The organism is Achromobacter sp. E1, assembly GCF_037039475.1.
Taxonomy (GTDB): domain Bacteria; phylum Pseudomonadota; class Gammaproteobacteria; order Burkholderiales; family Burkholderiaceae_B; genus Achromobacter; species Achromobacter mucicolens.
In genome coordinates, this window is sequence record NZ_CP146253.1 from 3,999,854 (window position 1) to 4,021,559 (window position 21,706).

The 21,706-nt window shown below is 65.2% G+C and carries 22 protein-coding genes and 4 tRNA genes; 11 read left to right on the forward strand and 15 right to left on the reverse strand.

All coding sequences use genetic code 11. The features are described from left to right. The first annotated feature begins 42 nt into the window (after positions 1-42). Entirely contained in the window at positions 43-1,011 is a 969-nt protein-coding gene (locus V6V88_RS18520) for a tripartite tricarboxylate transporter substrate binding protein (RefSeq protein WP_056323564.1), read from the forward strand. After that, positions 1,008-2,666 (forward strand): FAD/NAD(P)-binding protein, encoded by a 1,659-nt coding sequence (locus V6V88_RS18525; protein WP_338615922.1) that lies wholly within the window; start codon positions 1,008-1,010, stop codon positions 2,664-2,666. Before V6V88_RS18520 ends, V6V88_RS18525 begins: the two co-directional genes overlap by 4 nt. On the opposite strand, the gene V6V88_RS18530 is transcribed toward V6V88_RS18525, so the two are convergent. After that, on the reverse strand, positions 2,575-3,339 hold the full coding sequence (locus V6V88_RS18530; RefSeq protein WP_056323557.1) for an IclR family transcriptional regulator: 765 nt from the start codon (positions 3,337-3,339) through the stop codon (positions 2,575-2,577). The genes V6V88_RS18525 and V6V88_RS18530 overlap by 92 nt on opposite strands. Before the next feature lie 81 nt (positions 3,340-3,420). Next, positions 3,421-4,035, reverse strand: a complete 615-nt coding sequence (locus tag V6V88_RS18535; RefSeq protein WP_223576249.1) for a cysteine dioxygenase — start codon at positions 4,033-4,035, stop codon at positions 3,421-3,423. A 169-nt stretch (positions 4,036-4,204) separates the two neighbouring features. Here V6V88_RS18535 and V6V88_RS18540 point away from each other — a divergent pair, with 169 nt between their 5' ends. The 3 genes from V6V88_RS18540 to V6V88_RS18550 all read left to right on the forward strand — a co-directional run bounded on the left by V6V88_RS18540 (position 4,205) and on the right by V6V88_RS18550 (position 6,086). After that, the gene (locus tag V6V88_RS18540) at positions 4,205-5,029 is read left to right on the forward strand and encodes an NAD-dependent protein deacylase (protein ID WP_223576250.1); all 825 of its coding nucleotides are present in this window, start codon (positions 4,205-4,207) and stop codon (positions 5,027-5,029) included. Positions 5,030-5,139: 110 nt separating this feature from the next. Beyond that, complete coding sequence (locus V6V88_RS18545) at positions 5,140-5,742, forward strand: helix-turn-helix transcriptional regulator (RefSeq protein WP_062839203.1); 603 nt, start codon at positions 5,140-5,142, stop codon at positions 5,740-5,742. A 95-nt stretch (positions 5,743-5,837) separates the two neighbouring features. After that, positions 5,838-6,086 carry a hypothetical protein gene (locus tag V6V88_RS18550; protein ID WP_172802127.1) on the forward strand — a complete coding sequence of 83 codons (249 nt, stop codon included), beginning with the start codon at positions 5,838-5,840 and terminating at the stop codon, positions 6,084-6,086. A 10-nt stretch (positions 6,087-6,096) separates the two neighbouring features. Here V6V88_RS18550 and V6V88_RS18555 read toward each other — a convergent pair whose 3' ends face one another. Further along, positions 6,097-6,981: a LysR family transcriptional regulator gene (locus V6V88_RS18555; protein ID WP_223576251.1), complete on the reverse strand. Its 885-nt coding sequence runs from the start codon at positions 6,979-6,981 to the stop codon at positions 6,097-6,099. 131 nt (positions 6,982-7,112) lie between these two features. Between V6V88_RS18555 and V6V88_RS18560 the strand changes: the two genes are divergently transcribed. Next, positions 7,113-7,709, forward strand: coding sequence for a short chain dehydrogenase (locus tag V6V88_RS18560; RefSeq protein ID WP_223576252.1), 597 nt, complete (start codon positions 7,113-7,115; stop codon positions 7,707-7,709). Between the two features lie 127 nt (positions 7,710-7,836). Here the strand turns inward: V6V88_RS18560 and V6V88_RS18565 are convergent. Next, positions 7,837-7,913, reverse strand: a tRNA-Arg gene (locus V6V88_RS18565). 164 nt (positions 7,914-8,077) lie between these two features. Here V6V88_RS18565 and V6V88_RS18570 point away from each other — a divergent pair. Further along, a complete protein-coding gene (locus V6V88_RS18570; protein WP_223576253.1) occupies positions 8,078-8,311 on the forward strand; it encodes a DUF3079 domain-containing protein in 234 nt (77 codons plus the stop codon). Between the two features lie 225 nt (positions 8,312-8,536). On the opposite strand, the gene V6V88_RS18575 is transcribed toward V6V88_RS18570, so the two are convergent. Then, positions 8,537-8,613, reverse strand: a tRNA-Arg gene (locus V6V88_RS18575). 143 nt (positions 8,614-8,756) lie between these two features. After that, positions 8,757-8,833, reverse strand: a tRNA-Arg gene (locus V6V88_RS18580). 174 nt (positions 8,834-9,007) lie between these two features. Between V6V88_RS18580 and mnmH the strand changes: the two genes are divergently transcribed. Further along, on the forward strand, positions 9,008-10,054 hold the full coding sequence (mnmH, locus tag V6V88_RS18585) for a tRNA 2-selenouridine(34) synthase MnmH (RefSeq protein ID WP_223576254.1): 1,047 nt from the start codon (positions 9,008-9,010) through the stop codon (positions 10,052-10,054). Between the two features lie 138 nt (positions 10,055-10,192). On the opposite strand, the gene V6V88_RS18590 is transcribed toward mnmH, so the two are convergent. The 6 genes from V6V88_RS18590 to cysS form a co-directional block, all read right to left on the reverse strand. Further along, positions 10,193-10,285: transfer RNA gene (locus V6V88_RS18590), tRNA-Ser, on the reverse strand. An 89-nt stretch (positions 10,286-10,374) separates the two neighbouring features. Further along, a complete protein-coding gene (locus tag V6V88_RS18595; protein WP_056323526.1) occupies positions 10,375-11,640 on the reverse strand; it encodes an aspartate kinase in 1,266 nt (421 codons plus the stop codon). 164 nt (positions 11,641-11,804) lie between these two features. Continuing rightward, positions 11,805-12,881 (reverse strand): tRNA lysidine(34) synthetase TilS, encoded by a 1,077-nt coding sequence (gene tilS, locus V6V88_RS18600; RefSeq protein ID WP_223576290.1) that lies wholly within the window; start codon positions 12,879-12,881, stop codon positions 11,805-11,807. Between the two features lie 55 nt (positions 12,882-12,936). After that, positions 12,937-13,902: an acetyl-CoA carboxylase carboxyltransferase subunit alpha gene (locus tag V6V88_RS18605; RefSeq protein ID WP_056323524.1), complete on the reverse strand. Its 966-nt coding sequence runs from the start codon at positions 13,900-13,902 to the stop codon at positions 12,937-12,939. Positions 13,903-13,938: 36 nt separating this feature from the next. After that, positions 13,939-14,583 carry a DNA-3-methyladenine glycosylase 2 family protein gene (locus V6V88_RS18610; RefSeq protein ID WP_223576291.1) on the reverse strand — a complete coding sequence of 215 codons (645 nt, stop codon included), beginning with the start codon at positions 14,581-14,583 and terminating at the stop codon, positions 13,939-13,941. A 20-nt stretch (positions 14,584-14,603) separates the two neighbouring features. Then, positions 14,604-16,058 (reverse strand): cysteine--tRNA ligase, encoded by a 1,455-nt coding sequence (gene cysS, locus V6V88_RS18615; RefSeq protein WP_056323521.1) that lies wholly within the window; start codon positions 16,056-16,058, stop codon positions 14,604-14,606. Positions 16,059-16,390: 332 nt separating this feature from the next. Here cysS and V6V88_RS18620 point away from each other — a divergent pair, with 332 nt between their 5' ends. From V6V88_RS18620 to V6V88_RS18630, 3 genes are all read left to right on the forward strand, one after another. Then, a complete protein-coding gene (locus tag V6V88_RS18620; RefSeq protein WP_142054351.1) occupies positions 16,391-17,074 on the forward strand; it encodes a tetratricopeptide repeat protein in 684 nt (227 codons plus the stop codon). Positions 17,075-17,208: 134 nt separating this feature from the next. Beyond that, the gene (locus V6V88_RS18625) at positions 17,209-17,718 is read left to right on the forward strand and encodes a peptidylprolyl isomerase (protein WP_056324586.1); all 510 of its coding nucleotides are present in this window, start codon (positions 17,209-17,211) and stop codon (positions 17,716-17,718) included. Then, positions 17,711-18,484 carry a UDP-2,3-diacylglucosamine diphosphatase gene (locus tag V6V88_RS18630; RefSeq protein ID WP_056323515.1) on the forward strand — a complete coding sequence of 258 codons (774 nt, stop codon included), beginning with the start codon at positions 17,711-17,713 and terminating at the stop codon, positions 18,482-18,484. The genes V6V88_RS18625 and V6V88_RS18630 overlap by 8 nt, the downstream gene beginning before the upstream one ends. A gap of 87 nt (positions 18,485-18,571) precedes the next feature. Here V6V88_RS18630 and V6V88_RS18635 read toward each other — a convergent pair whose 3' ends face one another. From V6V88_RS18635 to azu, 3 genes are all read right to left on the reverse strand, one after another. Beyond that, positions 18,572-19,435 (reverse strand): undecaprenyl-diphosphate phosphatase, encoded by an 864-nt coding sequence (locus V6V88_RS18635; protein WP_056323512.1) that lies wholly within the window; start codon positions 19,433-19,435, stop codon positions 18,572-18,574. Positions 19,436-19,454: 19 nt separating this feature from the next. After that, positions 19,455-21,041, reverse strand: coding sequence for a TerC family protein (locus tag V6V88_RS18640; protein WP_056323509.1), 1,587 nt, complete (start codon positions 21,039-21,041; stop codon positions 19,455-19,457). Between the two features lie 204 nt (positions 21,042-21,245). Next, the gene (gene azu / locus V6V88_RS18645; RefSeq protein WP_056323506.1) at positions 21,246-21,695 is read right to left on the reverse strand and encodes an azurin; all 450 of its coding nucleotides are present in this window, start codon (positions 21,693-21,695) and stop codon (positions 21,246-21,248) included. Positions 21,696-21,706 lie beyond the last annotated feature (11 nt).

Genomic DNA, 21,706 nt, shown 5'->3' on the forward strand with positions numbered 1-21,706 from the left:
CGGCGCCTGCCGCATGCTGGCCCATCCACCGAGGAGACTTGCATGAGACTGTTGTGGCGTATTGCCTTGGCCAGCACGGTGCTGGCGCTGTCGGCCAATCCCGCATCCGCGGACAACTGGCCAACGAAACCCGTGCGCATGGTGGTGCCGTTTCCGCCGGGCGGTGCCACGGACGCCGCCGCGCGCATCTATGCGCAGCATCTGGGAGACTTTCTCGGCCAGAGCGTGGTCGTGGAAAACAAGGCGGGCGCGGGTGGCGAGATCGGCGCGGAGTTCGTCGCCAAGTCCGCGGGCGACGGCTACACGCTGCTGATGGGCGCCGTGGGCAGCCACGCCATCCACGCGGCCATGCCCGACAAGCCCGGCTACGATTTCGGCACGGCCTTCGTCGGCGTGTCGATGGCCACCAGCATGCCGATGGCGGTGGCGGTCAACAGCAGCAAGATCTCCGCCAAGAACGTGCAGGAACTTATCGCACTTGCCAAAAGCAAACCCGGCACGATCACGTTCGGATCGGCCGGCCCGGGCACCTCGCAGCACATGGCGGGCGAACTCTTCCAGGCGGTGACCGGCACGCGGCTGATGCACGTGCCTTACCGCGGCAGCGGGCCGGCCATCACGGATCTGCTGGGCGGCCAGATCGACATGGTCATCGAAACCTTGCCCGCCCTCTTGCCGCAGGTTGCGAGCGGCAAGATCCGCCTCTTGGGCGTCACGACCGCCAAGCGCGCCACGGCCCTGCCCGACCTGCCGACGCTGATGGAACAGGGAGTGAAAGACTATTCGGTCGCCACCACGTACGCCCTGCTCGCGCCGGCGGGCACGCCGCCCGCGGTCGTCGAGAAGCTGTCGGACGGGATGCGCCGCGCCGCCGCGATGCCCTCCGTGCAGCAGGCCGCCTTGAAGCTCGGCGCCGACGCCATCGCCACGACCCCGGCCGACACCAGCCGGATGCTCAAGCAGGAAACCTCGCGCTGGGCCGACGTGGTGCGCCTGTCGGTGGCGAAATGACGCACGCCCCCGCATCGGGCCGGCCGGCCGCAATCGACCTGGCCATCGTCGGCGGCGGCTCGGTCGGCGTCAGCTTCCTGTATCAGTTCCTGCTGGCGCTGCAGGCCGCGCCAGCCCCGCGGGAGGCGCGGCCGCCGGTGATCCATCTGTTCGAACCGCAGGCCGTGCCCGGCCCGGGCGGCGCATACCAGGACGACCTGCGCAGCAACCTGCTCAACATCCCCGCCGGCAACATGTCGGCGCGGGCCGACCATCGGCTGGACTTTGTCGACTGGCTGCGCGCGCAGGATGCCGGCTGGCTCGGCGGCTACGGCGTCACCGCGATCGATCCCGCCGACTTTCTGCCGCGTCCGCTCTTCGGCGCCTACATGGGCGCGGTCTACGAACGCTGCCGCCAGCTCGCCCGGTCCCTGGGCGTGACGCTGGAACACGTGCGCAGCCGCGTGCACCGCGTGGCGCCGCAGCCGGACGGCGGCGCGATCATCCAGCCCGAACACGGCGCGCTGCGCCACGCGCGCCACGCCGTGCTGTGCAACGGCAACCTGCCCTCGCAGGCGTTTCCCTCGCTGGAAGGCGTGGCCGGTTACTTCAACAGCCCGTATCCGGTGTCGGCGCTAGCGCAGGACATCGCACCCGATGCGTCCGTGTGCATCGTCGGCACCAGCCTGAGCGCGGTGGACGCCGTGGCCGCACTGCAACAGGCCGGACACCAAGGCCCGATCCTGTGCGTGTCGCGCAACGGCCGCTTGCCGTCCGTGCGCAGCCCGCACAACCGTCCGCCGGACACGCTGCAACGCCTGAGCCGAGACGGCGCCCTCGCCCTGGCCGCACAGCACGGGGGAACGCTGACGCTGGACCTCATCTGGCAAGCCCTGCGCGATGAAGTGTTGGCGTTGCAGGGTTCTCTGGACCCCGACGAGGTGCTGGGCATGGACAGCGACGCGCGATCCGCGCTGGAAGACGAGATCCGCCGGTCGTCTGCCGCCCCGCGTCCGTGGCAGGCGGTGGCCGCAGCCACCAACGCGGCGGTCGATCAGATCTGGCACTTGCTGCCCGATACCGAACGGCGCCGCTTCCAGTCGCAATGGCGATCGCTATGGATGGCCCGGCGCGCAACCTTCCCCATGCGCAACGCCTTGAAATTGCAGGCACTGTTCGGCGCGAATCAGCTCAGCGTTGCGGCGGGCTTTACCGGCTGCGAACACGACCCGGCCAGTGGCCTGTTCCGCACGCGGCTACGCACGGCGGACGGCCAGATCGAATACCTGAGCCATCATCTGATCAACGCCACGAGCTTCTCGGTGGACGCAGCGCGCACGGACGATCCGCTGGTGTCTGAACTGCTGCGCGAAGGCCACGCGCAGGCCGATCCGCACGGCGGACTGACGCTGGACTACGACACGGGCTGCCTGATAAATGGCGCCGGCCAGCACGTGGCAGGCGTCTCGGTGCTGGGCAGCCTGGCCGGAGGCACCTACTTCTGGACCACGTCCATGGACGTCAATGCCCGCCTGGCGCGCGATCAGGCCGAGCGGATCGCGGCCACCCTGCGCGCCGCGACCATCACTGATCCAGAAAGCCGCGGCGATAGCCCATTCCCTGAGAGATGGACTGCGCACAGGCCGCCACATCCGGCGCAAGCTGCTTCATCCTAGCGGCGCTCAGGCGATCCAGGGGGCCAGAGATGCCCACCGCGGCCACGGGCTGATCCAGACTGTTGAACACCGTCACCGCCAGCCCGCCCACCCCTTCGCGCCACTCTCCGCGGTTCACCGCGTAACCGGCGCGCGCGATCTTGCGCAGCTCGTCTTTCAAAAGCGGCATGGACACGATGGTGGACGGCGTGTGCCGCACCATCTGCTCCGCGTAGCGTTCGACGTAGCCCTCGGGCTGATACGCAAGCAGCGCCTTGCCGGTCGCCACCGCATAGGCGGGCGCGCGGCCGCCCACCATCGAGTACGCGCGAATGGGTTGCGGGCTGTCGATCTTGTCCACATACACCACGTCAAAGCCATCCAGCACCGACAAGTGCACGGTTTCGCCTGTCTGATCCGCCAGCGTGCGCATGTGGGGCGCGGCCAGTTTGCGCACGTCCAGCTGCGCCAGTTGCCGCGCCGCCAGTTCGAAAAGGCGCACGGCCCCGCGGTAACCGCCGCCGTCGTCGTCCTTGATCACGTAGCCGGCATGTATCAGCGTCTGCAAGGTGCGATGCGTATTGCTGCGGGTCAGACCCACCCGGGCCGCCAGCGCGTCGATGGTGCGCGGCGGATTGTCCACATCGGTCACGGCTTCCAACACCATCAGCCCTTTGAGCAGCGTCTTGTCCATTCGTGATTTTTCCTAATATTTAGGACGGGAACATAGCACGGGACGCGGTGCGGGAACAGCAAATTCCGCCCGGCGGATACGCTAGCCCAGCGTGGCGCGCACGGCGGCGGACCGATCCCACAGATTGGGCAGGCTAGGCGACGAATAGCCCGAGACGAACGGCTTGGCCTGGCCGGTATCGGGGTCATACACGTGACGCGACACCGCGCCGATGTTGCCGCCATACAGGTGCACGCTGATGGACACCCTATCCGGATAGGCATTAGACACGCGATGGATGTCGCCCTCGGCCGGCGACAGGCGCTCGACGTCGCCCGGGCGAAGCGTGGTCGCCTCGCCCGCCAACGCCAGCCGGCCGTCCGCATCGCGCGTGAACCGCTGATTGATCTCGGCGCCGCGCAGCATGCCCACATAGCCCCAGACCTCGTGATCGTGCACGGGCGTGGACTGGCCCGGCCCCCAGACGAAGCTCACCAGCGAGAAACGCTCCAGCGGATCGCAATGCAGCAGGTACTGCTGGTAGAACTGCGGATGCGGGGCGGTACAGGCGTCGGGCAGCCAATCGTCGTGCCCCACCAGGTCCGCAAACGCCGCCGCCAGCTCGGGGCCCTGGTCCAGCGCCTGCGGCGAAGCCAGCCGCGTCGCAGTCGCAATAAAACGGCGCAGCCGTTCCAGGCCGGTGTTCGATTCAGGCATTCTCAGCTCTCCAAGGCGGGATGAAATCCCAGATTGAAAAAACAGTATCCACGATTCGGGACGCGGACGCACGCGCGTCCCGCATGCTGGCCCGCGCGGCGCCGTGTGTCCGCCCTTGACAGCGCCTTGCCGGCGCGTGCAGCGTATCGAACTGTCTGCAAGGTTGGAAATGAAAAACACGCATCACGATATTCCGCCCGCGCTGGCGCAGGCCCTGCGCAGCGCGCGCCGCGTCGTCGTATTCACGGGCGCCGGGGTGTCCGCCGAAAGCGGTATCGCCACGTTCCGCGATGCCCTGACCGGGCTCTGGTCGCGCTTTGACGCCCAGGCGCTGGCCACGCCCGAAGCATTCCGCGAACATCCCGACCTGGTATGGGGCTGGTACGAATGGCGGCGCGCGCAGGTCCTGCGCGCCGCGCCCAACGCCGCACACCATGCCATCGCGGCACTGGCGCACCATGTTCCGGAGCTGGCCGTCATCACGCAGAACGTGGACGATCTGCACGAGCGCGCAGGCAGCCGCGCGGTCACGCATCTGCACGGCAGCCTGCATGCGCCGCGTTGTTCGCGCTGCGGCGCTCCGCAAGCGTTAGCCACCGACCTGCCGCAAGAGCCCGACGCCGGCCGGCGCCTGGCGCCGCCCGCGTGCACGGAATGCGGCGCGCCGGTACGGCCCGGTGTCGTCTGGTTCGGCGAAAGCCTGCCCGCGCAGGCCTGGCGTGACGCCACCCTTGCCGTGCAGCAGTGCGACCTGCTTTTCAGCATCGGCACCTCGTCCCTCGTATATCCCGCGGCCGAACTGCCGCGGCTGGCCGTCGCGGGCGGCGCCACGGTCGTGCAGGTCAACCCGGCCGCAACGCCGCTGGACGCGATCGCCCATCACAACCTGCGCGGCGCCGCGGCCCAGATCATGCCCGCCGTGCTCGCGGCGGCGCAATTCACGCCAGTCCTGCCGGCCGCGCCGGCAACACCGGGCGGCCGCGAGGTTTTGTGAGCATCCGTGGCGTCCCACCACACGCCTATGACACTTGCGCGACACTTCCAGGAAAACCCTCAAATTCACCATTACATCCGCGTTATACAGTGGTGTAATGGGCTTCGTTTGTGGAGATGATCATTCCGTTTTCCTGGAGACTTCCTGACGTCTTCGTACGTTCGCCGGACGGTGTGCTGCACCGTGTGGTGCGTCACGCCACGACCACGGAAACCATCGCCAAGCTCGAAGGCATGCCCAGCAATACCCACCTGGATTGCGAATGCAAGCTCGACAACGGCGAAACGCTGTGCTGGATGGGCAACGACAAGTATCGCCAACTGAACGGCGGCGCCATCTTTCTTGCCGTCACGGCACACACCACACCCCGGGGCGAATCGCGGCACAGCGGCGCGGTCCCGGGCGATGAAAAGGCGGCATCCGCGCCGCGCGCCTCTCGCAAGAAAGTTGCAGGGCCCAAGGCGCGCCTGCCGCCAGCTGTAGTCAATCTAAAAACCGGCAACGATTGGAGCTTGATACGCGCCTGGCGCGAGCATCTGAACATCAGCACTGCTGAGATGGCTGCCCGGCTTGGCGTCGATCACTCCATCTATATCGAGTTGGAACGGCCGCGCCCGCGGCCCCGGCAGGTCATTCTTGACCGCGTGTCGCAGGCCCTGGGCGTATCGCCAGACCAACTCGATGATTCATTGTTAGGAGGACAGTTTCATTAGCGTCGCGCGCAAGGCATTGCCTCGCGCTCCCGCCGTGAATTGTTCAGACGACTTTGGCGCCGACACCTGACGGCCCGCGCATGGAGGTATTGAATATGCTCGGCACCGCAAGACGATTGACCGATGTGCTCGCCACATCGCCGGATGGCACGTTGTATCGCATCGAACGTTTCGTTTCCGATCCCGATGCGTATTCCGCGCTGGGCACGCCACGCTTTGACCCGAAGACGCACTGCGTCTGCCGCACCAGCTCTGGTGAAAAGGTCGCGTGGCTGGGCGGCCAGACCTATCAGCTTCTCAAGAGCGGCACGTCCCTGACGGCGGTGGACCGACGACGCGCCTGATGCCCTGCCGCTACCGCGCAACCCGCGTCACCACGAAATCCACGAAGGTCGTGAGTTTGGGCGGCGCCTGGCGATCCTTCGCGTACAGCAGCGTGATGGGCCGGGCGACCGGCCAATAAGGCTGCAGGATCGGCACCAGGCGGCCGGCGCGCACGTCGTCAGTCAGCAGCAGTTCGGGCTGCAGCACGATGCCAAAGCCGGCCAGCGCCGCCTGCCGCAGCGCCTGCCCATTGTTCGACACGAACCGCCCCGTGGGATACCCCATTTCCCCGCCCTCATCCGTGCCCAGCCGCCAGCCCGTGCGCCGGCTCCAATGCGAAAAATCCAGGCACTGATGCCGGGCCAGATCGCCGGGCGTGGCGGGCGTGCCGTAGCGCGCCAGATACGCCGGCGCGGCGCAGACGATCATCTGATAAAGCCCGATGCGCCGCGCAACGAGGCCCGAATCCGCGGGCTCGCCAATACGCAGCGCCACGTCAAAACGCGACGCCACCACGTCTTCCACGCTATCGCTCAACGACAGTTCCACGCTCACGTCGGGATAGATCGACAGGTAATCGGCGATCACCGGCGCCAGCGCGAATGACCCGAACGACACCGACGACGTGATGCGCAGATGGCCGCGCGGGGCCGATCGCAGCGCCTCGGCGCCCTGCTCCGCATCGCGAATGTCCGCCAGGATGGCCTTGCAGCGCGCAAAGTAGGCCTGGCCTGCCTCGGTCAGGCTCTGGCGGCGCGTCGTGCGATTCATCAGCCGCAGTCCCAGCCGGTCTTCCAGCCCCTTGACGTGCTTGGCGGCCATCGCGGGCGACATGTCCAGCTGCGCCGCGGCGGCCGTCAGGCTGCCCAGCTCGACCACCGCCACGAAGACTTCCATGCTAAGCAGGCGATCCATGGATTCCGTACCCTGAGTGTTGACTGATCCGACAATTCTAGGATTTTTCTTGCGGAATGCGACGCGCAGAATGCATTCATGCGTTGGCGGACCCGCCGGCGCCACCCCAACGGCATTCCACGGAGAACCCCATGAAGATCATCCTCATCGGCGCAAGCGGCACGCTCGGCAGCGCGGTCGCCCGCGAACTGGGCCAACGTCACGACATCATCGCGGTGGGCAAGCGCCGCGGCCAATATCAGGTCGACATGACCCGCAGCGACAGCATTCGCGACCTCTTCGAACGGGTTGGCAAGGTCGACGCCATCGTTTCCGCCGCCGGCAGCCTGCACTTCGGCCCGCTCGCCGACATGACGGCGTGTCAGTTCAAGCTCGGGCTGCATGACAAACTGCTGGGACAGGTCGACTTGGCCCTCATCGGCCAGCACTACGTCAACACGGGCGGCTCGATCACCCTGACCAGCGGCATCCTGAGCGACGAGCCCATCCGCTATGGCGCCAACGCCGCCGCCGTGAACAGCGCCATCGATGGATTTGTGCGCGGCGCGGCAGTCGAACTGCAAGGGATCCGCATCAACGCCGTCAGCCCCACCGTGTTGCAGGAGTCGCTGGACAGCTATGGCCCCTACTTCCAGGGTTTCGAGGCGGCCCCGGCCAGCCGCGTGGCGCTAGCCTTCAGCCGCAGCGTCGAAGGCGCGCAGACGGGGCGCGTGTACCGCGTGTGGTGATCCGCGCCAGTGATCCGCGCCACGAAAAAAAAAGCGGCTTGATGAATTCATCAAGCCGCTTTTCGCGTCCGCATTGCTGCGGTTTTTTCTGCGGAAACCACGCTGTGCTGCATGATCTCGAATAAGTTGGCGCGCCCGGCAGGATTCGAACCTACGACCCCCTGGTTCGTAGCCAGGTACTCTATCCAGCTGAGCTACGGGCGCCCCGAAAGAGGCGTGTTTATAACACGAAAGAATCACACCATGCAAATCGACCCCGTTTAAATCGGGAGTCGGCACAGGTGGCGACCCCGCATTTGCGCGATGTCAATGAATCGCAGGCCCCGACAGCAGTACGCTGGGTTCAATAAGAACATCAGGCAAACAGCATGGCCAAGAAGTTTCCCCTCCACCCCAAGCACCCCGAACGCATCTGCTGGGGCTGCGACCGCTACTGTTCCACCGACTCCATGGCCTGCGGCAACGGCTCTGGCCGCACCATGCACCCGGCGGAATCGCTGGGCGAAGATTGGTATCTGTTCGGAGATTGGGGCTTCGACGACGCGGACGAAAAATCGAAGGATACAGAGAAGGAAAGCGCGAAAGAAAGCGCCGCGCATTGATCGGGCAAGAAGCCCGCCACTGCCGCCCTGCACGTTTGCGATGTTGCCGTGCGGGGCAAGTATCAACACAAGCACAAGTATCAACGGCAACCGGCACTACAGAACCACGCCTGTAAAGGCGCGCGCCAAAACAAAAAGGCCTTCGATGCAAGATCAAAGGCCTTTCCATTTTTACTGCAATTTTCTTTGCCGCATTTACATCGCGATGTTTAAACCGTGATGGTTTGGCGCGCCCGGCAGGATTCGAACCTACGACCCCCTGGTTCGTAGCCAGGTACTCTATCCAGCTGAGCTACGGGCGCTCCGGCAAAGAGGCAAAATTATATCAGAATAATCGTGCCATGTTTGTAGTGACGCATAACTTCTCTTCACTACAAACGCTGCTTTTTCATCGGTCTCGCAGACATTGCGCATAGCGCATAGCGCAAACAACCGCGAAATAACTTGGCGCGCCCGGCAGGATTCGAACCTACGACCCCCTGGTTCGTAGCCAGGTACTCTATCCAGCTGAGCTACGGGCGCTTGAAAAAGCAAGCCTTGAATAATAGCGTTGTTTCGAATGTTGCGCAAGTCGGGATGGCACGCTGGCCTGTCTATCCCGAGCCCGCTTGTCTGTGCACCTTCAGTTGCCCTCCAACCCATCGCCCCACGCACCGCGTGCGAAAATCTTCCGATTCTTCCACCAAGGCGGTCTTCGTGAGACACCTGCTTGTCAGCCTGGAACGGCTGCATGATTTCGACGAAATTATCGACGTGCGCTCGCCGCTGGAATACGCCGACGACCACATCCCCGGCGCATGCAACGCCCCCGTGCTCAACAACGAAGAACGCGCGCTGATCGGCACGATGTACAAGCAGGTCTCGCCGTTCGAAGCGTCCCGCGCAGGCGCGGCCCTCGTCGCGCGCAACATCGCCCGCCATCTGGAGACCACCTTTGCGGACCGCCCGCAAGGGTGGCGTCCGCTGGTGTATTGCTGGCGCGGCGGCAAGCGTTCGGGATCGATGACGCTGATGTTCAACATGATCGGCTGGCGCGCCCGGCAACTGGACGGCGGCTACAAGACCTACCGGCGCGCCACGCTGGACGACCTGCAGACGCTGCCGCAACCACTGCGCCTCGTCGTGCTGACCGGCCCCACCGGCAGCGGCAAGACGCGGCTATTGCACGCCTTGCGCGAAGCAGGCGCGCAGACCTTGGATCTGGAAGCGCTTGCCTCGCACCGCGGCTCGCTGCTGGGCGCATGGCCGCACGCTGAGCAGCCCACGCAAAAGCGCTTCGACACGCTGCTTGCGGTGCGACTGCGCGAACTCGATGCCAGCCAGCCGGTGTTCATCGAAGCCGAAAGCCGCAAGATTGGCGCAGTGGAAATTCCCGCATCGCTGCTGCGCGCCATGCACCACGGGCAATGCGTTGACGTACGCGCCAGCCGCGAAGACCGCGCGCGCTTCCTGCAACAGGATTACGCGCAGCTCTTTGACACGCCGGATTGGCTAAAGGCGCAATTGCAGCGCATGGTCGGGCTGCACAGCCGGGACACCATCAAGGGCTGGATGACATTCGTGGACGAAGGCCGCCGCGAAGACCTCGCGCGCGAACTCATCGACCGCCATTACGACCCGGCGTACGCGCGCAGCTCGCAGTCGCATTTCGTGAATCTGCCACGCGCCGAGCGGCTGGATTTCCGCCCGAATGACGCCGATGCGGTCGAGCAGGCGCAAACGCTGATCGACAGGCTGGGGTGAGTCGCAGCGCGCATTGCTTCAAGTCGGCACGACCGCGGCCCGCAGTGGACCGCAGTGAACCGCACAAAACAAAAAACCCGCAGAGCAATAAGCTATGCGGGTCTTGAGGCAACCTTGTGTCACTGGTGCAAGTGTCTTTGGCGGAGACGGTGGGATTCGAACCCACGATGCAGTTTTTAGCCACATACTCCCTTAGCAGGGGAGCCCCTTCAGCCTCTCGGGCACGTCTCCGAAAAGAGAACGAGATTCTAGCACGATTTTTTTGGCTCTCGCCCGCGTTTCGGGCATTCACGCAAAAAAATCGTGCCGGACCTGATTCATCAGACCTTGGTGGCGGGCGCCTGGTCCAGACCGAAGGCCTTGTGCAGCGCGCGCACGCCCAGTTCCATGTACTTGTCGTCGATGATCACCGAGGTCTTGATTTCGCTCGTGCTGATCATCTGGATGTTGATGCCCTCTTGCGAGAGCGTCTGGAACATCAGGCTGGCAACGCCCACGTGCGAGCGCATGCCGATGCCGACGATGGAGACCTTGGCGACCTTTTCGTCGGTGGACAGTTCACGCGCGCCCACGGCAGGGATGACTTCGCGCTTGAGCAGGTCCACGGCGCGCGCGAATTCGTTGCGGTTCACGGTGAACGAGAAGTCGGTCGTGCCAGCCACGGACTGGTTCTGCACGATCATGTCGACGTCGATGTTGGCGGCGGCGACGGGGCCCAGGATGGAGAATGCGATGCCGGGTTTGTCGGGAACGCCCAGCAGGGTGATTTTGGCTTCGTCGCGGCTGAAGGCGATGCCGGAGACAACGGCGGCTTCCATTTTTTCGTCTTCCTCAAAAGTAATCAGCGTGCCCGAGACCATTTCTTCCTCGAGCGGGATAAGGGGGTCGGTCAGTGAGGACAGGACCCGGACCGGAACACGATACTTGCCGGCGAATTCGACCGAGCGGATCTGCAGGACCTTGGAGCCCAGCGAAGCCATTTCCAGCATTTCCTCGAAGGAAACGACGGCCATGCGGCGCGCTTCAGGCACCACGCGCGGATCGGTCGTGTAGACGCCGTCCACGTCGGTGTAGATCAGGCATTCGTCGGCCTTGATGGCAGCCGCCACGGCCACGGCCGAGGTGTCGGAGCCGCCGCGGCCCAGCGTGGTGATGTGGCCGTCGGGGTCGATGCCCTGAAAGCCCGTCACGATGACCACGCGGCCGGCGTCCAGGTCGGCGCGCACGCGGGCGTCGTCGATGGACGTGATGCGGGCTTTCGTGAACGACGAATCGGTGCGCACGGGCACTTGCCAACCGGCATAACTGCGCGCGGGCACGCCTTCGGCCTGCAACGCAATGGCCAGAAGGCCGCTGCTGGCTTGCTCGCCGGTGGCGGCGATCATGTCGAGCTCGCGGCCGTCGGGCTGGGGCGAAATCTCGCGCGCCAGACCCAGCAGACGATTCGTCTCGCCCGCCATGGCGGACGGGACAACAACAACTTGGTGGCCGGCGGCGTGCCACTTTGCGACGCGACGCGCCACGTTTCTGATGCGCTCGACCGAGCCCATCGAAGTACCGCCATATTTGTGAACGATCAGGGACATCTCGTGCTCTGGCTGGACACCCGCCGCAAGTGTTGACGGGCAAAACCATCTATTCTAGCGCGACGGTAAAAATTTGCGCAGATTGCGCAAATTTGTGTCCATTCCGCGCGCAAAATCGCTGGCAGCCACGTTAAAAACGGCGATCCCGCATCGCCGCGCGCCGACTACGAATCCGAACCTTCCCGGGGCTCGACCCACACGCGGCCGCGATGGCACCGGACCACGTGGCCGGCCTGCTCCACCCGCAACTGCCGGTCGTGGCCCAGGCTGTGCAGCCCCCGCAACTGCCGCAACAGATCGGCCATGCGCGCATCGGTCGGCATGCGGGCGCCGTTGCGCGCCAGCCAATGGCGCAGCACGTGCGCCTGCCGGGCGGGCGACAGACCGCGCCATGCCTGTAGCGAAAAGCTCGCGCCATCAGGGCTGGGGTCCAGCCGCGCAAAATCCTCGGCCGCGACTTCGTCCAGGATCTCGGCCGCCTCGGCCATGTGCCGCGCATGGCGCGCGACGATGGCGCGCCAGCCGGGCCAGCGCGCATCCAGCACGGGCGCCAGCAATTCGCGCAGCGCGGCGCGGGTGTAGCGCGGATCGGCGTTGGTGGGGTCCTGCACGGCGCGCCAGCCGATGGCGGCTTCGAGGTCGTTCGCCGCGCCCAGGATCTCGTCGCGATCCCGCTCCAGCCACGGCCGTAGATAAGTCACGCCATCGCGCTGCGCCACCGGCGCCATGGCGGCCATGCCGACCAGTCCGGTGCCGCGCAGCAGGCGCAGCAGCACGGTTTCGGCCTGATCATTGCGGTGGTGGGCAAGGAGGATGTGATGGACTTCGTGCTGACGCGCCAACCCGGCCAGTGCGGCATAGCGCGCGTCGCGTGCGGCGGCTTCGATGCCCTTGCCGGCGGCCGGCTCCACCTGGACGCGCGCTTCATATAGCGGCAGCGCAAGCCGTGCGGCCAGGTCCTGGCCATGCCGCGCCCAGGCGTCCGCCTGCGCCTGCAGGCCGTGATGCACATGGAATAGCAGCACCTCGATGCCAAGCGCCGGCGCAACCGCGGCTGCATGCACGGCCAGCACAGCCGAGTCCGCCCCGCCGCTGAAGGCGACGGCGATGCGGCGCGGACGCTCGGGCAATGCCGTGAGCGCCTGACGCAACGCCGCGGCAAGCGCGGCGCAAAGAGGCAAGGAGAAACTGCCGCCCGCGTCGGCCCGAGGGGAGATTCCGGGCGGCGGGACGTCGGTCATGGCAGAGGGCGCGGGGGCCGCGGCGCCGGCACTGGAGGCCGGCGCCCTGCCCGCTTTACGCGCGCACTTCCTGGAAGGCGCCGTACGAGAGCACGCGCTGCACGCGCTGCTCGACGAGCTGTTCGGGCGTCAGACCCTGAAGCTGGCGCAGGGCGTCGCCGAGCGCGCGGCGCAAGAGGCGCGCCATGACGCGGGGGTCGCGGTGGGCGCCGCCCACGGGTTCGTTGACGACGCGATCCACCAGGCCCAGGTCCTTGAGGCGCGGTGCGATGATGGCCAGCGCATCGGCGGCCTCGGGGGCCTTGTCGGCGCTGCGCCAGAGGATCGAGGCGCAGCCTTCGGGCGAAATCACGGCATAGGTGGCGTATTGCAGCATCAGCACGGCATTGCCCACGGCAATGGCCAGCGCGCCGCCCGAACCGCCTTCGCCGATGATCGTGCAGATCACCGGCACCTTAAGTTCAGCCATGGCGTACAGGTTGTGGCCGATGGCTTCGGACTGGCCGCGCTCTTCGGCGCCGATGCCGGGGTAGGCGCCGGGGGTGTCCACGAACGTGAAGACGGGAATGCCGAATTTTTCGGCCAGGCGCATCAGGCGCAGGGCCTTGCGATAGCCCTCGGGACGCGGCATGCCGAAGTTGCGCGCGGCACGCTCTTTGGTGTCGCGGCCCTTCTGGTGGCCGATGACCATGCAAGGCGTGCCGTTAAAGCGCGCCAGGCCGCCCACGATGGACTGGTCGTCGGCGTACATGCGATCGCCATGCAGTTCGTGGAAGTCGGTGAACATTTCGCGCACGTAGTCCAGCGTGTAGGGACGCTGGGGGTGGCGCGCGACCAGCGCCGTCTGCCAGGGCGTGAGCTTGGCGTAGATCTCCTTGGCGAGCGTCTGGCTCTTCTGCTGCAGACGTCCGATTTCATCGGAGATGTCTACCGCCGAATCGGCCTGCACATAGCGCAGCTGCTCGATCTTGTTCTCAAGCTCGGCGAGCGGCTGTTCAAATTCCAGAAATGTATTGCGCATGTAGTGTGGTTCCGTAGATGGGCTGCCTGGTTTGCGTCAGTATTGGACCGGCGTCGGTTCCAGACTGCGCCACAGATACCAGGTTGCCACGGTACGCCAGGGTTGCCACGCCAACGAGACTTCGCGAGCCTCGAAGCGAGAGACAGGCTCGCCGCTGAAATAGTGTAGCGAGATTGCCTTGAGCAACCCAGGATCATCCAGCGGCAGGACATCAGGCCGCTGTAGATTGAAAATCAAAAACATCTCCGCCGTCCAGCGTCCGATGCCGCGGATGGCGACCAGTTCGGAAATGACGGCCTCGTCGTCCATGGCCGCCCATTTCTCGGGGTGGACCCGGCGTTCGCCGAAATGCACGGCCAGGTCGAGCACGTATTCGGCCTTGCGTTGGGACAGTCCGGCCTTGCGCAGGCCGTCCACGCCCACGCGCAGCACGGCGACGGGCGTGGGGCGCTTGCCCACGGCGTCGATGAACTTGGTCCAGACGGCATCGGCCGCCTTGGGGGAAATCTGCTGCCCGATGATCGCCCGCGCCAGCGTGATGAACGGCGTGCCCCGCGAGGTCAGCCAGACCTCGGGGTGCTGGGGGATGATCTTTTTCAGGATGCGGTCGCGGCGCATCAAGTGCGCGACGGCGGCCTCCCAATATTCAGGCTTGGGAACGTCGAGATCTGCGGTGGACATGGCCGGCGTATCCTGCTTGGTCACGCGCGGCGCCATTGCGTGAGGCCACCCGGTTTGTCGTCCAGCTCGATGCCGGCGTCGCGCAGTTCGGCGCGGATGCGGTCGGCCTCGGCAAAGTTGCGGGCAGCCTTGGCGGCCGCGCGCGCGTCGATCAGGGCCTGGATGGCGTCGGCGTCGAGCGTGCTGCGCGCGCCCTGCTCCATGGCGGCCGCCGAGTAGCGGGTGGCGGACTGGAAGTAGGCGGCCGGGGCTTGCTGCAGCAGGCCCAGCAGCGAGGCCAGCGCCTTCATCTGCCCGGCGCTGCGCGCGCTCTTGGTACGGTTGGCCTCGGAGGCCAGTTCGAACAGCGCGGCCACGGCGCCCGAGCTGTTGAAGTCGTCGTCCATGGCGGCCTTGAAGGCCTGCGCCTGCGGCTCGTTCCAGTCGATGCCCTGGTCGTCGGCCGGCACGTTCTGCAAGGCCTGATACAGGCGATCCAGCGCGTTCTGCGCGTCGACGAGGTTATCCGGCGTGTAGTTCTGCGGGCTGCGGTAATGGTTGCGCACGATGAAGAAGCGCACCATTTCGGCTTCGCGCGGGTTCACCGCGTAATCGGACTGGTCGGCTGCCGGATCGCTTTGGGCAATGGTCTGGCGGATGGTCCGGAAGTTGCCGAGCGATTTGGACATCTTGTCCGAATCGACCATGAGCGGGCCGCAATGCATCCAGATGTTGGCCAGCGTGCCGCCGAACGCGCCTTCGGTCTGCGCGATCTCGTTTTCATGGTGCGGGAATTTCAGGTCCGGACCGCCGCCGTGGATATCCAGGGGCAGGCCCAGCAGCGACTTGCTCATGGCCGAGCACTCGATGTGCCAGCCCGGGCGGCCCAGGCCGTAGGGCGATTCCCACTTGGTGTCAGCCGGTTCTTCGGCCTTGGCGGACTTCCAGAGAACAAAATCCAGGGGGTCGCGCTTGCCGGAGCCGACGGCCACGCGCTCGCCGGCGCGCAGGTCATCCAGTGTCTTGCCGGACAGTTTGCCGTAGCCGGCAAACCCGCGGACGGCGTAGTTCACATCGCCGTCTTCGGCTTGATAGGCCAGGCCGTTTTGTTCGAGCTTGCCGATGATGTCGAGCATCTCGCCCACGTATTGCGTGGCGCGCGGCTCGCGGTCGGGGGATTCAACGCCCAGCGCGCGCTCGTCGGCGTGCATGGCGTCGATATAGAACTCGGTGACTTCGCCAATGCGGCGGCCGGTCTCGACCGCGCGGCGGATGATCTTGTCGTCGATGTCCGTGATGTTGCGCACGTAGTCGACAGCCAGGCCGCTGGCGCGCAGCCAGCGCTGCACGACGTCGAACGACACCAGCATGCGGGCGTGGCCCAGATGGCAGAAGTCGTAGACGGTCATGCCACACACGTACATGCGCACCTGGCCGGCCTGGGCCGGTTTGAACGGTTCTTTGGTACGCGATAACGTGTTGTAGATTTGCAGCATGGCGCGATAGGCTTCGATTAGTGTTCCGTGGCGGTTCGGAAAATTGCAATCGGCGGAAGATCCGCCGACGCGTGCCGCCCCATTTACAGTGCCGACCCGTTTGCAGGGGGCTTCCATTGCTCAGGGTCGTCCTTCAGCGTCGTCCCATTGCACTTTGGCAGTAGGGTTCACGTAGAAAAGAATCACTTCGCGACTCTCTTTTCCTTACTGCCCTGAACGCGATGGTCGAGCCAAAACCCAACCGGGGCTAAAATGGCGGTCGTCAAGTATAGCAAGCGGCCCGGTCGAGCGCGTAAGCGCCGGCCGGCCAAGACTTTTAACGGAACCCACACGTGACTATCAAGCCGCGTTTTTGCGTTGCCCTGCTCGCCCTGGCCCTGGCCAGCTCGCCCGCGGGCGTCGCCATCGCCCAGTCGATGAGCGGTGGCGCGGGCGAAAACCCCAACGCCACTCGCACCACCCTGGACCCCATCCCGCCCGAAGGCGGCTGGGACGCCCTGGCCAAGCTGCTGGAGGCCGCCAAGCCCAGCGTGGATACGCGCCTGACCCCGTCCGCCTCCCAGATCACGACGCACATCGAGCTTCTCTTGAACCGCGGCGATAACGAGAAGGCGCTGGCGATGATCGAAAAGCGCGAGGCCGAGATCAAGGACCAGCGCGGCACCGATGTCCAGCTCATGTTCCAGCATGCGCGCGCCCTGGCGGCGCTCAAGCGCACGAACGAAGCCATCGACATCTACAACGACATGACGACGCGGTTCCCCGAATTGCCGGAACCCTGGAACAACCTGGCGGCTCTATATGCAAGCCGCGGTGAACTCGACCGGGCGCAGGATGCCTTGCAGATGGCCCTGCGCGCCGACCCGAACTACGCGGCTGCCCGCGCCAACCTGGGCGACCTGCAGTTGCTGCAGGCCCTGCGCACCTACAAGGAAGCCGCCGGCGACGGCGTGCCCGGCATGCGCGAAAAGGTCCGCGAAGTTGAAACAATGTTGAAGGATAAACAAGGCAAATGATGTCCCGTTACTCCCCTCTACACCTGCTGCGCCTGACGGCGTGCTCGTTCGCGCTGGCTGCATTCGCACCGGCGCTGGTCAGCGCCGCCCCGGCAGCCTCTTCTTCCCCCTCCACCTCCGAAGGCACCAAAACCATGAGCACCAATCCCCGCGTCAAGCTTCAAACGAACCAAGGCGACATGGTCATCACCCTGGACGCCGCCAAGGCGCCCAAGTCCGTCGAAAACTTCCTGACCTACGTCAAGGAAGGCTTCTACAACGGCACGGTGTTCCATCGCGTGATCGACGGCTTCATGATCCAGGGCGGCGGCTTCGAGCCCGGCATGAAGCAAAAGCAAACCCACGCCCCGATCGAAAACGAGGCCAACAACGGCCTGAAGAACGACAAGTACACCCTGGCCATGGCCCGCACCAGCGACCCGCACTCGGCCACCGCCCAGTTCTTCATCAACGTGTCCAACAACGACTTCCTGAACTTCACGTCGCCCACGCCGAACGGCTGGGGCTATGCCGTGTTCGGCGCCGTCACCGAAGGCCAGGACGTGGTCGACAAGATCAAGGGCGTGAAGACCGGCAACAAGGGCTTCCACCAGAACGTGCCGAACGAAGACGTCATCATCGAGAAGGCCGAAGTTCTTGAATAAGATCACGCTGCCCGGCCCGGTCTGGCTGGCATCGGACCTGCACCTGGGGCCGGCCACGCCGGCCACCTCGGAGGCCTTCCTGGCCTTTCTGCAGGTTGCCCAAGAAGAGGCGGCAGCCCTGCTGCTGCCCGGCGACATCTTCGACGCCTGGATCGGCGACGACGTGATCCGCGCCGCCCCGCCGTGGCTTGCCACGGTGCTGGCGGCGTTGAAGACCACGGCAGCCCGCATCCCGGTCTGGCTGGGACGCGGCAACCGCGATTTCCTGATCGGCGAGGAACTGGCGAAGGCCGTGGGCGCGCAACTGCTGCCCGAGCCGGCGCTGCTGGAAACCGATTTCGGCTCGATCCTGCTGACGCACGGCGACGAATTCTGTACGGACGACGCCGCCTATCAGCAATTCCGCCAGATGGTCCGCAATCCGCAATGGCAGGCCGAATTTTTGGCCAAGACCATCCCCGAGCGGCTGGCCATGGCGCAGCAGGCGCGCGGCGAAAGCCAGGCGGCCAACCAGACGAAGTCCATGGAGATCATGGACGTCAACGCGGGCGCCATCGAATCGATCTTCCGCGAATCGGGCGTGCGCGTGCTGGTGCATGGCCACACGCATCGCCCCGCGCGCCACGTGCTGGAGGTCGACGGCGAAAAACGCGAACGCTGGGTGCTGCCCGACTGGGACTGCGACCACGTGTCGCCCCCGCGCGGCGGCTGGCTGGTCATCGACCGCGACGGACTGCAGTTCTACGATCTGGAAACAGAAGCGTAGCAGCTGCCGTACCGCGCAAGTCAAACACAAGGGCCGCTTGAAAAAGCGGCCCTTGTGTATTCTGCGCCCCGCCGTGGCGGGAAGGCATCAGCGTGTGAAGATCCAGGCGGCCACGACGCCGCCGAAGATGATCCGGTACCACGCAAAGACACGGTACGTGTGGTTGGCCACGAAGCGCAGCACGGCGCGCACCACCACCATGGCGCTCAGGAATGCGGCGACGAAGCCCACGGCGATGCCGGACAGGTCATGCTGGGTCAGCAGGCCAAAGTTCTTGTACATGTCGTAGGCCGCCGCGCCCAGCATGGTCGGCATGGCCAGGAAGAACGAGAACTCGGTGGCCGTCTTGCGCTGGATGCCCGCGATCATGCCGCCGATGATGGTGGCGCCCGAGCGCGAGGTGCCGGGAATCATGGCAAAGCACTGGGCCACGCCCACGCCCAGCGCCTGCTTCCAGGTGATCTGCTCCAGCGTGTGGGCCGATGCGCGTTCGTCGGACGCGGTGTCGTCCGCCGCGCCCGGCGCGTCGCCCGGCGTGTGGCGCGTGCGGCGTTCGACGTACAGCATGATCAGCCCGCCCAGCACGAGCGTCACCACCACCACTGCCGGGTGGTAGAACACCGATTTGATGGTCTTGATGAAGATCGCGCCGATCACCGCCGCGGGCAGGAAGGCCAGGATCAGGTTGCGGGTGAAGGCCACCTCGCTGGGCACGCCGGTCAGCGTGCCGCGAATCAGCTGGAGCAGTCGGGCCCGGAAGACCCACATCACGGCAAGGATGGATCCCAGTTGGATGACCACCTCGAACACCTTGCCGTCGCCCGAATCGAAATTCAGCCAGTCGCCGACCAGGATGAGGTGGCCCGTGCTGGACACGGGAATGAATTCCGTCAGGCCTTCCAGGATGCCCAGGATGAATGCTTTGATCAGATAGAGCGTGTTCTCGGTCACGGGCTGGGGTCTCTTTCTGTTAGTCGTTGGCTAGGGAGGATTCGTCAGGGAAATGCTCTTGCGGGCGCTTTTCGACGCGCACGAGCGCGATGCGGCGGCCGTCCATTTCCAGGACTTCGAAACGGAAATGCTGGTGGTGAATCTGGTATTCGCAGACGTCGCCCGGCTTGGGCAGATGTCCGAAGCGAGAAAGCAGATAGCCCGCAAGCGTGGAGAAGTCCTGGGCGTCGTCGACCAGGCCTTCGGTTTCCAGCACCTGTTCGACGTGGTGCAGGTCGGCGGCCCCATCGATCTTCCAGGTGTTTTCGCCGTCCGCCACGATGTCGGGCAGTTCGTCCTCGTCGGGGAATTCGCCGGCGATGGCCTCGAAGACGTCAATCGGCGTCACCAGGCCTTCGATGGCGCCGAATTCGTCGGCCACCAGCACAAGCTGGCCGCGCGAGCGCTTGAGGGTGTCCATGAGACGCAGGATGCCGATCGACTCGTGCACGATGATGGGATCGCGCAGGCGGTTGCGGCGCACCCTGCCCTCGGTGATCAGGTCGGCAATCAGGTCCTTGGCGCGGCCAATGCCCAGCACTTCGTCGAACGAGCCGCGGCACACCGGGAAAAAGCTGTGGGGCGCTTCGGTGAGCTGTCGGCGGATGTTCTCGGGATCGTCGTCGATGTTGATCCAGGACACGTCGGTGCGCGGCGTCATGATGGACCGGATGGAGCGCTCGGCCAGGGTCAGTACCCCGCTGACCATGTTGCGTTCCTCGACCCCGAACGCCTGGACGGACGGGCCGTCGGCGTGCGGCAGGTCGGGTTCGTCGCTGGCGGGCGGCCGCTTGCCCAGCATGCGCAGCACGGCCGACGCCGTGCGTTCGCGCATCGGACGGCGCGCATCCAGCTTGAGCAGATTGCGACGGGCCACCTGGTTCAGCGCCTCGATGGCGACCGAAAAGCCGATGGCAGCGTACAAATAACCCTTGGGCACCTTGAAGCCGAAGGCTTCGGCCAGGAGCGAAAAGCCGATCATCAGCAAAAAGCCCAGGCACAGCACCACCACCGTGGGGTGGGCGTTGACAAAGCGCGTCAGCGGCTTGGACGCGATCAGCATGATGCCGATGGCGATGATGACCGCGATCATCATGATGGCCAGGTGATCCACCATGCCGACGGCGGTAATGACCGAGTCCAGCGAGAACACCGCATCCAGCACCACGATCTGCGTGACGATCACCCAGAAACTGGCATAGACGCGCGGCCCGGACGCGCCGGTATGGGCGCTGCCTTCCAGGCGCTCGTGCAGTTCCATGGTGCCTTTGAACAACAGGAACAGGCCGCCCACCATCAGGATCAGGTCGCGCCCCGAGGGCGACAGGGGACCAATATTGAACAGCGGGGTGGTCAGGGTGACCAGCCAGGACATGACGGACAGCAGGCCCAGGCGCATGATCAGCGCGAGGCTCAGGCCCATGATGCGTGCGCGATCGCGCTGCGCGGGCGGCAGCTTGTCCGCCAGGATGGCGATGAAAATCAGGTTATCAATGCCCAGGACGATCTCTAGGACGACCAGGGTAAGCAAGCCGACCCACGCAGCGGGGTCCAGCAGCCACTCCATCAGGAGCTCCAGAAGTTACACGACCGGTAATCGTACATGGAAAATCCGTGACATGCCGGTGACGTATCCCCTCCGTAAGCCTGATGGACAGAGGCTTTGGCCCGAAAGGACTAAGGCTTGCAAGCGCCTGAACGGGGCGGCCCGGCAATGAAAAAGCCGGCCCCCCGGCCGGCTCTTGCTTGTCTCAACAGACCCGCCGGCGTATCAGCCGCCGACTTTAAGCGTGCCCTTCATCATGGCCCAGTGGCCGGGGAAGGAGCAGAAGAATGCGTAGTTTTCGCCCGCGGCGAGCTTGGAGACGTCGATCTTGACGGAGTCGGATTCGCCGCCGCCGATGACCTTGGTGTGCGCGATGACGCGGGTGTCGCCCGCCTTGACGTAATCCTGTGCGAGGCCGGCGCCCATGCCGTCGGTGGCGACGCCCTGCTTGTCGGCTTCCTTGGTGAGCACCCAGTTGTGGCCCATGGCGACCTTGGCCATCTTGCCGACGTGCTTGAGGGTGACCGTGAATTCCTTGCAGCTCTTGTCGACGACGATTTCCTTGACGTTGAACTGCATGGCGTCGTTGCTTTCGACGGTGGCTTCACATTGCGCGGCCAGCACGGGCAGGCTGGTGGCGGAAAGAAGGATGGCGAGGGTGGCTTTTGCCAGCATGAAATTCTCCG